The sequence below is a fragment of the Helcococcus sueciensis DSM 17243 genome, assembly GCF_000423145.1.
Lineage (GTDB): Bacteria > Bacillota > Clostridia > Tissierellales > Peptoniphilaceae > Helcococcus > Helcococcus sueciensis.
On sequence record NZ_AUHK01000006.1, the window covers coordinates 46,868 to 59,673 of the forward strand.

General features: G+C 27.8%; 11 protein-coding genes. All 11 read left to right on the top strand.

What is annotated here, in order from left to right; all coding sequences use genetic code 11:
* Positions 1 to 9 precede the first annotated feature (9 nt).
* Complete coding sequence (locus G534_RS0102815; protein ID WP_027347773.1) at positions 10 to 840, top strand: purine-nucleoside phosphorylase; 831 nt, start codon at positions 10 to 12, stop codon at positions 838 to 840.
* A gap of 161 nt (positions 841 to 1,001) precedes the next feature.
* Positions 1,002 to 3,797 (top strand): ATP-dependent helicase, encoded by a 2,796-nt coding sequence (locus G534_RS0102820; RefSeq protein WP_027347774.1) that lies wholly within the window; start codon positions 1,002 to 1,004, stop codon positions 3,795 to 3,797.
* A gap of 50 nt (positions 3,798 to 3,847) precedes the next feature.
* A complete protein-coding gene (locus tag G534_RS0102825; protein WP_027347775.1) occupies positions 3,848 to 4,804 on the top strand; it encodes a DUF2232 domain-containing protein in 957 nt (318 codons plus the stop codon).
* Positions 4,797 to 6,767, top strand: a complete 1,971-nt coding sequence (locus G534_RS0102830) for a DHH family phosphoesterase (RefSeq protein WP_027347776.1) — start codon at positions 4,797 to 4,799, stop codon at positions 6,765 to 6,767. Before G534_RS0102825 ends, G534_RS0102830 begins: the two co-directional genes overlap by 8 nt.
* Positions 6,764 to 7,207 carry a 50S ribosomal protein L9 gene (gene rplI / locus G534_RS0102835; protein WP_027347777.1) on the top strand — a complete coding sequence of 148 codons (444 nt, stop codon included), beginning with the start codon at positions 6,764 to 6,766 and terminating at the stop codon, positions 7,205 to 7,207. The genes G534_RS0102830 and rplI overlap by 4 nt, the downstream gene beginning before the upstream one ends.
* 10 nt (positions 7,208 to 7,217) lie before the next feature.
* The gene (gene dnaB, locus G534_RS0102840) at positions 7,218 to 8,552 is read left to right on the top strand and encodes a replicative DNA helicase (protein ID WP_027347778.1); all 1,335 of its coding nucleotides are present in this window, start codon (positions 7,218 to 7,220) and stop codon (positions 8,550 to 8,552) included.
* Positions 8,542 to 9,132, top strand: a complete 591-nt coding sequence (locus G534_RS0102845) for a GNAT family N-acetyltransferase (protein ID WP_027347779.1) — start codon at positions 8,542 to 8,544, stop codon at positions 9,130 to 9,132. Before dnaB ends, G534_RS0102845 begins: the two co-directional genes overlap by 11 nt.
* Positions 9,107 to 9,940 (top strand): hypothetical protein, encoded by an 834-nt coding sequence (locus G534_RS08370; protein WP_027347780.1) that lies wholly within the window; start codon positions 9,107 to 9,109, stop codon positions 9,938 to 9,940. Before G534_RS0102845 ends, G534_RS08370 begins: the two co-directional genes overlap by 26 nt.
* Complete coding sequence (locus G534_RS0102855) at positions 9,940 to 10,896, top strand: ATP-binding protein (protein ID WP_027347781.1); 957 nt, start codon at positions 9,940 to 9,942, stop codon at positions 10,894 to 10,896. Before G534_RS08370 ends, G534_RS0102855 begins: the two co-directional genes overlap by 1 nt.
* Complete coding sequence (locus G534_RS0102860; RefSeq protein WP_027347782.1) at positions 10,887 to 11,555, top strand: NAD(P)H-hydrate epimerase; 669 nt, start codon at positions 10,887 to 10,889, stop codon at positions 11,553 to 11,555. The genes G534_RS0102855 and G534_RS0102860 overlap by 10 nt, the downstream gene beginning before the upstream one ends.
* A complete protein-coding gene (gene serS / locus G534_RS0102865) occupies positions 11,533 to 12,801 on the top strand; it encodes a serine--tRNA ligase (RefSeq protein WP_027347783.1) in 1,269 nt (422 codons plus the stop codon). Before G534_RS0102860 ends, serS begins: the two co-directional genes overlap by 23 nt.
* The last annotated feature ends 5 nt before the right edge of the window (positions 12,802 to 12,806 follow it).

A 12,806-nucleotide genomic window follows, 5' to 3' on the forward strand; every position in this document is an offset into this window, starting at 1 on the left:
GGAGAAAATATGGAAAATAAAGCATATGAAAGATTGATGACAGCATATGAAGATTTGAAATCTAAGATTGATTTTAAACCAGAGCTTGCAATTACTCTTGGGTCAGGATTAGGCAAACTTGCAGATGTAGTGGAAGTGGAAGCAGAAATATCATATAGCGAAATTAAGGGTTTCCCAATATCCACAGCACCAGGACATAAGGGTAGATTTGTATTTACTCACATACATGGTGTTCCGACTGTAATTATGCAAGGAAGAGTTCATAGATATGAAGGATATACAGCACAAGATACAGTATTACCAACAAGATTAATGGGTCTTATGGGTGCCAAAACTCTAATTGTTACAAACGCAGCTGGTGGTGTGAATAAAAACTTTAATATTGGTGATTTAATGATTATAAGAGATCATATAGTTCAATTTGTGGAATCACCATTAATGGGACAAAATATTAAAGAGTTGGGTACAAGATTCCCTGATATGACAGAAGTGTATAGTAAAGAGTATGGTGATTTAATTGAAGAGATTGCTAAGGAAAAAGGACTTCCTATACATAATGGAGTATATTGTCAATTTTCTGGACCTCAATATGAAACTCCAGCAGAAGTAAAAATGGTTGGACTTTTAGGAGGAGACGCTGTTGGAATGTCTACAGGAATTGAATCTTTAGCAGCGAGACATATGGGAATGAAAGTAGCTGGTATTACATTGGTTACAAATCTAGCAGCAGGAATTTCTGATGTTGAATTATCAGAACAAGAAGTAATAGATGCAGGTGAAGCGGCGTCAGAGTACTTTATAGATTTAGTTTTAGAATTTATTAAGAGAATGAATAAATAAGAAATATATAATAGGATTGAATCGTTTTTACGAATCAATCCTATCTTATTAAATAAAGTTATAAGAAGCATAGATGACTGCAGATATTTTCGAAAATAATATAATAATTTAATAGAAAATATAAGAAAATCTTCAAATGCAGTTTAATAAAGGTTGGTAGTATGAAATATAATTTTCAACAAGAACAAGCAATAAAAACAATAGATGGACCACTTCTAATAATCGCAGGTCCTGGTACGGGGAAGACTTTCACTTTAGTTGAAAGAGTCTTGTATATGGTTGGCGAAAAGAATATTGATCCAAGTGAAATAATGATTTCAACATTTACTAATAAAGCGGCATATGAATTGATAGATAGACTCTCTATAAAATTTAAAGAATATGGAATTCAAAAAGATGTCAATGATATGCATATAGGTAATTTTCATACGATTTGCGATAAAATTTTAAGAGACAATTTAATACGTTTACCTCTAAAAGAAGGTTATACCCAGATAGATGATGTAGAACAAAAATATTTAATCAGAAAAAATATAAGCTATTTTAGAAAAATACCGGGATATTCAAAAGTAATAAATCAAAATACGGAAATTAAAGATATTGCTAAAATAGTAGACAAAGTTTGTGAGGAAGGTATTTTAGAAAGAAAATCTAGTAATCCTATCAATCAGATATTATTAAATATAACTAAGCAATATGAAACTATACTTGAAGCATATAACATGATTGATTTTTCTCATAAACTTTTCTATACATATAAGTTGATTCATGAGAATGAACAAGTGAGAAGAAAACTACAAGAACAAATTAATTATATTTTAATTGACGAATACCAAGATACAAATACTGTTCAAGAAAAAATAATTTTAGATTTATTAAATGAAAATCAAAATATATGTGTAGTAGGGGACGATGATCAAAGTCTATATAGATTTAGAGGAGCAAGTGTAAAGAATATATTACAATTTGATAAGTTGTTTCCAGACGTTAAGATTATTAAACTTCAACAAAATTATAGATCAGAAGATAGCATAATAAAGTTTTATTCAAAATACATGCAAGATTTAATTGAAAAACATCCAGAATTAAAGCCATATAGATTTAGTAAATTACTCTATTCTGCAAAAGTATCTGGTGAAGATAGAGTAATAAAAAGAGTTTCAAACAATGAAGATGAGTGGAAAGAAGAAATATTTCAAACTATTCAAGATTTAAAAAGAAACAAAGCTATAAATAATTACAATGAAGTAGCAATTCTATTTAATTCAATAAATTCACCGCAAGCTAGTAAATTAAAGACTTATTTAAAACAAAGAGGGATTGGGGTTTATACACCAACCACAAAAACACTTTTATCTAAGAAAGAAGTTTTAGAACTTATTGGAATTATTTATTCAATATTTAAACCGGCAATCGATAGAATGAAAATATCAAGAGGATTTGATATTCAAGCTTTTTTAGATAGAGAGTATGAAAAAGTATATAAAATAATGCTTAAAAATGATGATCTTCAAGATTTTGTAAATAGAATGAGTAGATATATTTTAGGTGATGATTTTTCATTAAATATATACGATATTTATTATAGACTTTTTGCCTATGATCCATTTTATGCATATATGAAAGATGGACATAGGGCAAAAAATATTTCTAGATATTTGGAATTACTTCAAAAGTATCAAATATCAAATCAAATATTTGAGATTAACAAATTAAATATAGAAAATTTTATAAATACATTTTTCTACGATTTTATAGATTTTATAAGGAATCAAAAAATATCCGAATTTGAAGAGGAAACAAAGATTCCGGATACTAATAGTATTTCTATGTTGACTATTCATGCTTCAAAGGGTATGGAATATCCCATTGTATTTATGGGCTCTATGGGAGATGAACCATATAAGCAATATATTAGTCCACTAGATAGAATATTAAATAATTTGAGTGAAGAGTTTGGTATAAATAGTGATTATGAACCAGTGAAATTAATTAATATTTTAGATTTTTCTAGAAAATTTTATACAGGCTTTTCAAGAGCTAAAGATTTGTTGATACTCACTAATGATAAGAGTGCGAAATTTAATAAAAATAAAGAAAATTATTTAGAATATTTGTTAGATGATGTCAATGAAACTAAAATAAGTGAATTAAATATTGAAGCAGACGAGGAAAAAGAAAATACTGTAAAATCACAATATTCATATACGACTGATATTTCAGTATATAATAAATGTCCAATGGACTACTATTATAGAAGAAGATTAAAATTTACATTTCCTAAGACAAAGGCGTTGTTTTATGGTAGTTTGGTTCATGAAAGTATTGAATCTATAAATAAAAATAAAATTGAAAATATAGAAATAGAAGATATTAGGGATTTGGTGACGGTAAAAGCTAGACAAAAGTTTAGAGAAGGTGCTATTGAATTTACACAAGAAGATGTAGATAGAGCTATAAAAGAAGTTAATCTTTATATTGAAAATCTTCGTGATATCGGTATGCCAAAAGAGTCTGAACTTGCTATTACTTTTGCTACAAAAGACTATCTAATAAATGGTAATATCGATATGATTTATGAAAAAGATGGGAAAACTCATATAATGGACTTTAAAACAGGAAATCCACCTGATGAAGATGGAAAGCATCCATCATTGAATGATTATTTTAATCAAATTAATTTGTATGCATATTTGTATAATATAACAAAAGGAGAAGAGATAGATACTATGAGCTTATATTTTACGGATTTGGATGCTAAACAAAGGATATTTACTTATAAGTTTGATGAAGAAATTAATAAAAAAGTTTTAGATATGATTGATGAAATTGTTAAGAATATAGAATCTAATAATTTTGAAATTAAAAATTGTGAAAATAAATCATTGCTATCATTTTTCATGAATAGATATATAGAAGAAAATATTAAAAAAAGTGATGATAATGGCGTGTTATAATGAATTTTTGCTCCAGTTTTGATATAATAATCTAATAGAATGGAGTAAGTATGTTTAATAAACAAAAGATTGAAGATATACTAAATATAGTTATGACAGCGGTTATAGCAAATATTATACTTTTCTTTTTTAAAATGTCAGGATTTGAAAATATATTGATTGCGGCGCCGTTTATCGTAGTGCTATATAAGTATGGAATTAAAGAATATATTTTATCTTTAATAATTACCGCTATTCCAGCTTATTTTATAGTTGGACTAGAAGGTTTAATTTTACAAATGATTATGATAGTGGCAATTTCTTCTATTTCAGCTTATTGTATGAAGAAAAGAATGCCAATAGGAAAGATAGTTGGTATTAGTGGACTTGTAAGTTTTGGGATTATATTGCTCAGCTTATTAGCTTATTATTTAATAACAAATGAAAATCCAATTCAAGCAATGAACAATACTATTATGGCCTCTATCGATAATATTGAAAAAGTTATTTCAAATGATATCAATTTTACACCAGAGATGGTTAAAGAATATATAGTATATTTTAAAAAGACGGTAAATGATTTATTTAGAGTCCTTCCAGCAATTTTTTTAATATATTCATTAGTGATTAGTTTTACAAATTTAATAATTTCAATATTTATTATGAAAAAAACAGGTGTTAATATATTTTATAGCACAAAAATTAATAGATTAACATTAAATAAAAATTTTAGATATCTATTACTGATTTATATAATATTTATCGTAATAGCTTATATACCAGGTTCTGGACTTGAACTTGCGGCAGAAAATATTTCTACAGTATCTAAAGCTCTTCTTTTTTTCAATGGATTATCATATATAGATTATTTTTTAGAAATGAGATTTGGAAAAATTACAAGAGTAATATATTGGATAATTTTACTTGTGATATTAAGAATGTATATATTTATAATGTTTTTTGGATTTTTAGATTTGTTTACCAATATGAGATATAACATTAGAAAAGGTAAGGTTAATAATGAATAAAATTTTTAGAAAAGAAAATATGCCAATATTAATTAGCCCATTAATAAATATTGTGTTGACCATTATCTTAATGGTGTTGAATGTATATATAGGAATTGGAGCTTTAATTTTAACTATTATTTCTATATATAATGCATATGATACAATTCAAAATAAAAATGAACAATTTAAAAAATATGCTGATAGTCTAGATTTAGCTCTTGATGGATTTTCAAAAAAAACTATATTTAATATGCCATTTTCAATTGTTGTGATTGATAATAAAAAAGACATTGTTTGGTATAATTCAAAATTCAAACAATTGATAAATGAAAAGGAATCAGTAGTAGATGATAATATACATGAAGTTTTTCCTGAGATAACTGATGAACTCTTGAAGATTGAACAAGATTCATTTATGATAAACTACCTATTTAAAGATTATGAAGTTCATAAAACTACATTAGATGATCAAAAAATGACTCTTCTTTACTTTATTGATTCTACTGATAGGGAACAAACTCGAAAGAAATATCAAGAAGAGCGTCTAGCACTTATGAATATTAGAATTGATAATTATGAAGAGTTAAATTCAGATGTTTCATCGGAAAAAAGACCTATTTTATATGCGGAAATAGATAGTACTATAACTTCATATTTCCATGAGCATGGATCATTTATTAAGAAAAATGAAAATGGTAGATATTTTGCAGTTTTATATAAAGCTACACTTAATCAAATGATAATTGAAAAATTTTCATTTATAGATAAAGTAAGAAATATTAATACCGGCAATACGATTGTGCCTACTTTATCAATAGGTATAGGTATAGATGAGGAAAGTGTTAGAGATAATGAAAAATCAGCAAATGCCGCTTTAGATATAGCTCTTGGTAGAGGTGGAGATCAGATTGTATTAAAAGCAAAAGATAATTTACAATATTTCGGTGGTAAGAGTCAAGCCACAGAAAAGAGAACAAAGGTTAAAGCAAGGGTAATTGCACATGCACTTTCTCAATTAATAGAAAAATCAACGGATGTTTATATATCAGGACATATAAATCCTGATATGGACTCATTTGGGTCTGCTCTTGGACTTTGGTATGCTGTTAAAAAGAAAAATAAATCGGCATATATTGTATTAAATGAGGTAACTCCTGCAATTAAAAATATATACAATTATTCAACAACTAATATAAAAGAACTTAAAGATTGTATAATATCACCAGAAGAAGCGTATGAAAGAGCTAAAGCTTCATCTTTAGTAATAGTTACAGATAATCATAGAAAGCAATCTATTGAAGAACCAAGATTATTTGAAAAAACGGATTCAATAGTAGTCATTGATCATCATAGAAGAGGAAATGACTATATTGAAAATGCGATATTAAGTTATGTAGAACCATCTTCATCATCAGCTTCAGAACTTGTAACAGAGATGCTTATGTATATGGATGAAAAAGTAAGTATTAATAAGTTTATATCAGATGCCTTACTTGCTGGTATAACAGTTGATACAAAGAACTTTAATCAACAAACAGGTATAAGAACATTTGAAGCAGCAGCAATATTAAAGCAAAATGGTGCAGATTCAACTGTAGTTACAAAATTATTTAGAGATGATTTTCAAACGTTAAAATTCAGATCTCAAATTATTTCGGACTCAATTATTTATAAAGACAAATATATTATTGGGACTTTTGATAAAGATATTGAAGAATCGACATTGATTGCATCGCAGTCTGCAGATGAGATGATGAATATTGAAAATATTAAAGCTTCATTTGTGCTAACAAAATCAAAAAATAAGACACATATTTCAGCAAGGTCTTACGGTGAGATATCGGTACAACTTATAATGGAAAAGCTAGATGGTGGTGGTCATCAAAATATGGCAGCTACACAGTTAGATGTTAGTATACCAGAAGCTATAGATTTATTGAAGAAAGCTATAAAAGAATATGAATCGGAGGATGAAAAGTGAAAGTAATTTTAAAAACAGATGTTAAAGGTTTAGGTAAAGAGGGAGATTTAGTAAATGCAAAGACAGGATATGCTAGAAATTTCCTATTACCAAATGGACATGCAATAGAAGCTACACCAGCAAATAAAAAGCAGTGGGAAGCTGAAAAGAAAAGACAAAAAGAAGAATTCGAACAAAATAAAAAAGAAGCAGAAGAATTAAAAAATAAACTTGAAGAATCTTCTGTTGTTGTAGAGAAGAAAGCTGGAGCTGATGGGAAATTATTTGGTTCAGTGACAAGTGGAGATATAGCAGATGCTTTAAGTGAAAAAGGTTTCGACATAGATAAGAAGAAAGTTGAACTTTCAGATAATTTAAAAACTCAAGGAGTTTATACAGTAAATATTAGAGTATTCCCAGAAATGGTAGCTAAACTAAAAGTAGAAGTAAAACCACAATAAAGAGGATATAATGGAAAATAATTTCTCCACAAGTGATATTAAAACAGAAAAGGCGATTTTAGGACTTGCAATAGTTCACAATGACTTAATAAATAATCTTATGGAAAAAATTAAGAGTGAAGATTTTCAAGATTTAAGAAATGCCTTGGTGTTTAATGCTATAACACAATTAAATATGGATCATGATTCTATTGATTTTAATATGGTGAATAATCAATTAGAATTGATGGGCAAACTTTCAGATATAGGTGGAGAAACTTATGTGATGGAACTTACAGATCCAACATATTTTAGAGCCAATTACGATAGCTATCTTGAAATAGTAAAAGAAAAGTCTATGAGAAGAAAGTTATTAAAATTTGGTGATGATGTATTAAATAAAGTTTCAACTTCACAAGAGAAATCTGAAGAACTTATAGCCAATTTTTCAACTCAATTATTTAATCTAAGTGAATATGACAATAAAGAAGGTCTTGTTAGATTAAGTGACACAATAGAAGAAGCGTTTAATTATATGACTGAAATGGCAAGTAATCAATCTGATATTACAGGGATTACTACCGGGTTTAGAGATATAGATAGACAGTTATCAGGATTCCAAAATTCAGATTTCTTATTACTTGCAGCAAGACCATCTGTAGGGAAAACAGCATTAGGTATTAATATGGGACTAAATGCAGCACTTGTAGGTAAAAAAGTTGCAGTTTTTTCACTAGAAATGAGTAGAAGACAAATATTTCAAAGAATTCTATCTATAATTACCAGAGTAGAACTTCAAGATATAATTTCAGGAAATATTAAAAAAGAAGACTGGCCATTATTATATAAGAGTATTTCTAAGTTCCAGGAATTAGATATGTATATTGATGATACAGCAAGTATCTCAATTACAGAACTTAGAGCTAAGTCTAAGAGAATGAAAATAGAAAAAGGATTAGACTTAATAGTTATTGACTACTTGCAGTTGATGACTGCAGATATGGGAAGAAATGATAATAGACAGCAAGAAATATCAAATATTTCTAGAGGATTAAAGGCTCTTGCTAAAGAGTTAAACATTCCGGTGCTAGCATTATCTCAGCTTTCAAGAAAATCTGAAGAGAGATCAAATAAAAGACCAATGCTTTCAGATTTAAGAGAATCTGGGGCCATAGAACAAGATGCCGATGTTGTAATGATGTTATATAGAGAAGACTATTATGATGAAGATTCAGAAGAACAAAATATAATTGAAGTAATTACAGCAAAACATAGAAATGGTCCAACTGGAACTAATAAATTATATTTCAAAAAAGAAAATACAAGTTTCCACGATTTTGGTAAAGAAGATGAAAATGTCATATAGATTAGAACCTTTAGTAAGAGAAGATGCTAAATTATTAAAATCCTGGGATGAATTTTCAGATCCAATTTTTTATGGATATAATTATAATAATCTAAATGAAAATCAAGAAGAAATTTGGTTTTTAATGAAACAAAAAAAATACAGATCTAGTTATTTTTCTATAAAAGATGAAGAAGGTAATTTGCTTGGATTTATAGGTCTAAAAGAAATAAATAATATATTAAATACTGCGAAACTTGGAATTGTAATAGCTCCAAGTTTTGTTTCAAATGGATTAGGTACCAGCGTGATGGAAGAATTTATCGCTATGTGCTTTGATGAATTTAAATTTAGAAAAATAAATTTGGAAGTTAATGAGTGGAATACTAGAGCAATTAATCTATATAAAAGATTCAATTTCAAAGAATATAAATATGATTATCAAGAATTTGAAAATCAGTTATTGGATTTAAATGATGAAAGATATGAAGATATAAGAGATAGCTTTATTATAGAAGATGGAGTTATTTATTCTAAAGTAATTCATATGAGTTTAAACAGACAGGAGTATAGAAATGAGAGTAGAACTAGAAAGAAGTAAATTAGATCTTGGTACTACACCGGTCGAAAATATGTTTATAAATACTCTTATGGCAAATGCTAACGAAAGTCAAATAAAGGTTTATCTATATGCGCTTTCGCTTGCTTATTCGAATATTGAAGATATAACAAATGAGAATATTGCAAGAGAAATGAATATGAGTGAAGGACAAGTTCATGATGCGTGGAATTATTGGGTTGAACAAGGGATCGTCGAAAAATCGAATAATGGATATATATTTAAATCTATGAGAGCTCAATTATTTGGAGTAGAAGAAGATGATTTGAGTTCAGTTAATATCAATGAAAATAAATCAAACACTGAATTACCAGCTAGTTTTGAACAAGATTTTTCTATTTCTGATGAGCCAGATACAAAACAAATGATAGATTCAATCGAAGCATTTATTTCCCAAGACACGACATTACCTGTAAAACTTGATGCCAGAGAAATAAGAAAATTAATAGAATTAAGAAATGATTTTGATTCTGATCCTAATTTTATATCTTATGCATATATGATGGCAAGCAGTGTAAGGGGTAAAAAATCAGTAGATACTATTGTTGCAACTATTAGAAATTGGATAATAGATGGTGCAAAAGATATGGAAAGTCTGGATAAATATCTAGAAGATAAAGATAATACAAGTAAAAAATCAAAGAATTCTGAAGAAAAATCTAATAAATCAAATAAATCTTCGAAACAAGAATTATATAAAAAAGATAATAGAATGACTAAGGAAGAAAGAAATAGTTTTATAGAGAAAAAATTGAATCAAAAATTACCAATAAAGAAAAGAGGTAATTAATGCTAAAAGTTGAACAAATATTAGAAGAAAGACGTAGAGAAAATGATAGACTTCAGCAAGAGAGAATTCACGAAGTATATCAAAAAGTACCTAGAATTTCAGAAATAGACAAAGAAATAAGACAACTTAATATAGAAATGATTCAAAAAGGTATTGTAGGGGGAGATATTTCAAATATTGAAATAGGAATTAACAAACTCTATAAAGAAAAGGATGATTTATTGATTTCAAATGGGTTTACAATTGATTATATGGAAAAAAAATATCATTGTGATATTTGTAAAGATACTGGAATCGATAAAACTCGTATATGCAGATGTAAGAAAAAGTTAATGACTGATGAAGCATATAAAAATAGTAGAATTCAATATGTAATACAACAAGAAAATTTTGATAATTTCAATATTAATTTATTTAGAAAATCAAAAATGGATGATGAAGAAGTGAGTCCATATGAAAATATGAAAGAAGTTAAAGAAGAGCTTCAAGCATATGCAGAAAATTTTGAAAGAGATTCGATTAATTTATTTATTTATGGTCCTGTTGGTACAGGAAAAACATTTTTATTAAATTCTATTGCAAAAGAAGTTATGGATGGAGGTCATTCAGTAGTATATTTAACTGAATCTGAACTTGTAGATATAATATTAGATCATAGATTTGCATTTTCTGAAAATAAGGAAAAACTTAAAGATAAGGTAGATATGATATATGATGCAGATTTGTTGATTATTGATGACATGGGAACAGTAAATATGAATGATCAATCTAGAACTGCAATATTTGAGACTATAAACAATAGACTTGTAAATAGAGTTCCTATACTTATTTCTTCAAATTTAGAACCAGAAGATTTAAGAAGTATATATGATTCACGTATATATTCACGAATAGTTGGAAATTACTTTATAAAGAGATTATACGGAAATGACTTGAGGCTGAGCATATGGAATTAATAAATAGACTTCAATTTCAAGACATGGAAGATTATACAATTAATTATCTTGGCGTAAAAGAAGAGATGATTATTGAAAATGCAGCATTAAAACTTATATCACATATAAATTTAGAACAACGACAAAGTTTTGCGGTAATATGTGGTGTAACACAAAATGGTTCGTATGGATTAGCTATTGCAAGAAACCTAATTACGCTTGGAAAATTTGTAGATATATACATAGTAGAATCTTCAACGATTCCAAGTGAATCGTTTAAATATCAATTTGAAATTTTGAAAAAGATGGATAGCAATATACATTATCTAGAAACTATTGAAGAATTAGAAAATTTCCCTAAAGATTTGAATAGAGTAAATACATTGATTGACTCTATAGTTGGAATTGAATGGGATAATAATTTCCATGGAACTACAGAATATGTAATTGATAGTATAAATAAATCTAGAATTTATACCATATCTGTAGATTTACCATCTGGAATGGATTATGATACTGGAGATGTAAATATTTCTTCTGTAGAAAGTGACTTAGTTGTAACTTTTGAGAAGATGAAAAAAGGTTTATTAGAAAACAATAATTTACATAAAATTGAAATAAAAGTTGAGAATATTGGTTTATTAAAGAGAGGTCGAGATGTTAGACATAAAACTTATTAGAAATGACAAAGAAAATGTAAAAAATGGATTAAAAAAACGTCATGGGGAGTTTCCTATAGATGAAATTATCAAACTTGATGAAGAAAGAAGAACAATCATTACAAATGTAGAAGCTAAGAAAGCTGAACAAAATCAAGTTTCTAAATCAGTTGGACAATTGAAAAAAGAAGGAAAAGATCTTGGTCCGATATTTGCAAAAATGAAAGACCTTTCAAACGAAATAAAAGAAGAAGATGAAAAATTAAGAAAATTAGAAGCGGAAATTGAAAATAAGCTATTATATATTCCAAATGTTCCTGATGAATCAGTGCCTGAAGGATTAGATGATAGCGATAATGTAGAAATAAGAAAATTTGGTGAACCAAGAAAATTTGATTTTGAACCAAAAGCTCATTGGGATTTAGGTGTTGATTTAGGAATCTTGGATTTTGAAAGAGCTTCAAAAGTATCAGGTGCTAGATTTTCAATATTCAAAGGTCTTGGAGCTAAACTTGAAAGATCAATCTATACATTTATGCTTGATACACATACTGGAGATGGAAAATACACAGAATTAAGTGTTCCATATTTAGTGAATAGGAGCGCTATGACAGGTACAGGTCAATTACCAAAATTTGAAGAAGATGCATTTCATATTCCTTCAAAAGATTTCTTTTTAGTACCTACAGCTGAAGTTCCAGTTACTAATTTTAGAAAAGATGAAATTATAGCAAATGAGGAACTTCCACTTTACTACACTGCATATACTGCATGTTTTAGACAAGAAGCAGGATCAGCAGGACGTGATACAAGAGGACTTATAAGAAATCATCAATTTGATAAAGTTGAACTTGTAAAACTTGTAAAACCAGAAGAATCATTTGATGAACTTGAAAAATTAACTGCAGATGCAGAAAAAATTCTACAATTATTAGAAATACCATATAGAGTAGTATTATTATCTTCTGGAGATTTAGGATTTTCATCTACAAAAACATATGATATAGAAGTGTGGATGCCATCATATGGAAGATATGTTGAAATTTCTTCATGTTCTAATTTTGGAGATTTCCAAGCAAGAAGAGCAAATCTAAAATATAGAGATGAAGATGGAAAAGTTAAATTATTGCATACATTGAATGGTTCAGGACTTGCAGTAGGAAGAACATTTGCTGCAATACTTGAAAATTATCAAAATGAAGATGGGACTGTAACAATACCTGAAGTTTTGAAGAATTACATGAGAGTAGATAAAATAGAAGCATAGGAATA

Coding starts and splice junctions, on each gene's coding strand:
- G534_RS0102815 (WP_027347773.1), top strand. CDS start 10: ATGGAAAATAAAGCATATGAAAGATTGATGACAGCATATGAAGATTTG.
- G534_RS0102820 (WP_027347774.1), top strand. CDS start 1,002: ATGAAATATAATTTTCAACAAGAACAAGCAATAAAAACAATAGATGGA.
- G534_RS0102825 (WP_027347775.1), top strand. CDS start 3,848: ATGTTTAATAAACAAAAGATTGAAGATATACTAAATATAGTTATGACA.
- G534_RS0102830 (WP_027347776.1), top strand. CDS start 4,797: ATGAATAAAATTTTTAGAAAAGAAAATATGCCAATATTAATTAGCCCA.
- dnaB (WP_027347778.1), top strand. CDS start 7,218: ATGGAAAATAATTTCTCCACAAGTGATATTAAAACAGAAAAGGCGATT.
- G534_RS0102845 (WP_027347779.1), top strand. CDS start 8,542: ATGTCATATAGATTAGAACCTTTAGTAAGAGAAGATGCTAAATTATTA.
- G534_RS08370 (WP_027347780.1), top strand. CDS start 9,107: ATGAGAGTAGAACTAGAAAGAAGTAAATTAGATCTTGGTACTACACCG.
- G534_RS0102855 (WP_027347781.1), top strand. CDS start 9,940: ATGCTAAAAGTTGAACAAATATTAGAAGAAAGACGTAGAGAAAATGAT.
- G534_RS0102860 (WP_027347782.1), top strand. CDS start 10,887: ATGGAATTAATAAATAGACTTCAATTTCAAGACATGGAAGATTATACA.
- serS (WP_027347783.1), top strand. CDS start 11,533: ATGTTAGACATAAAACTTATTAGAAATGACAAAGAAAATGTAAAAAAT.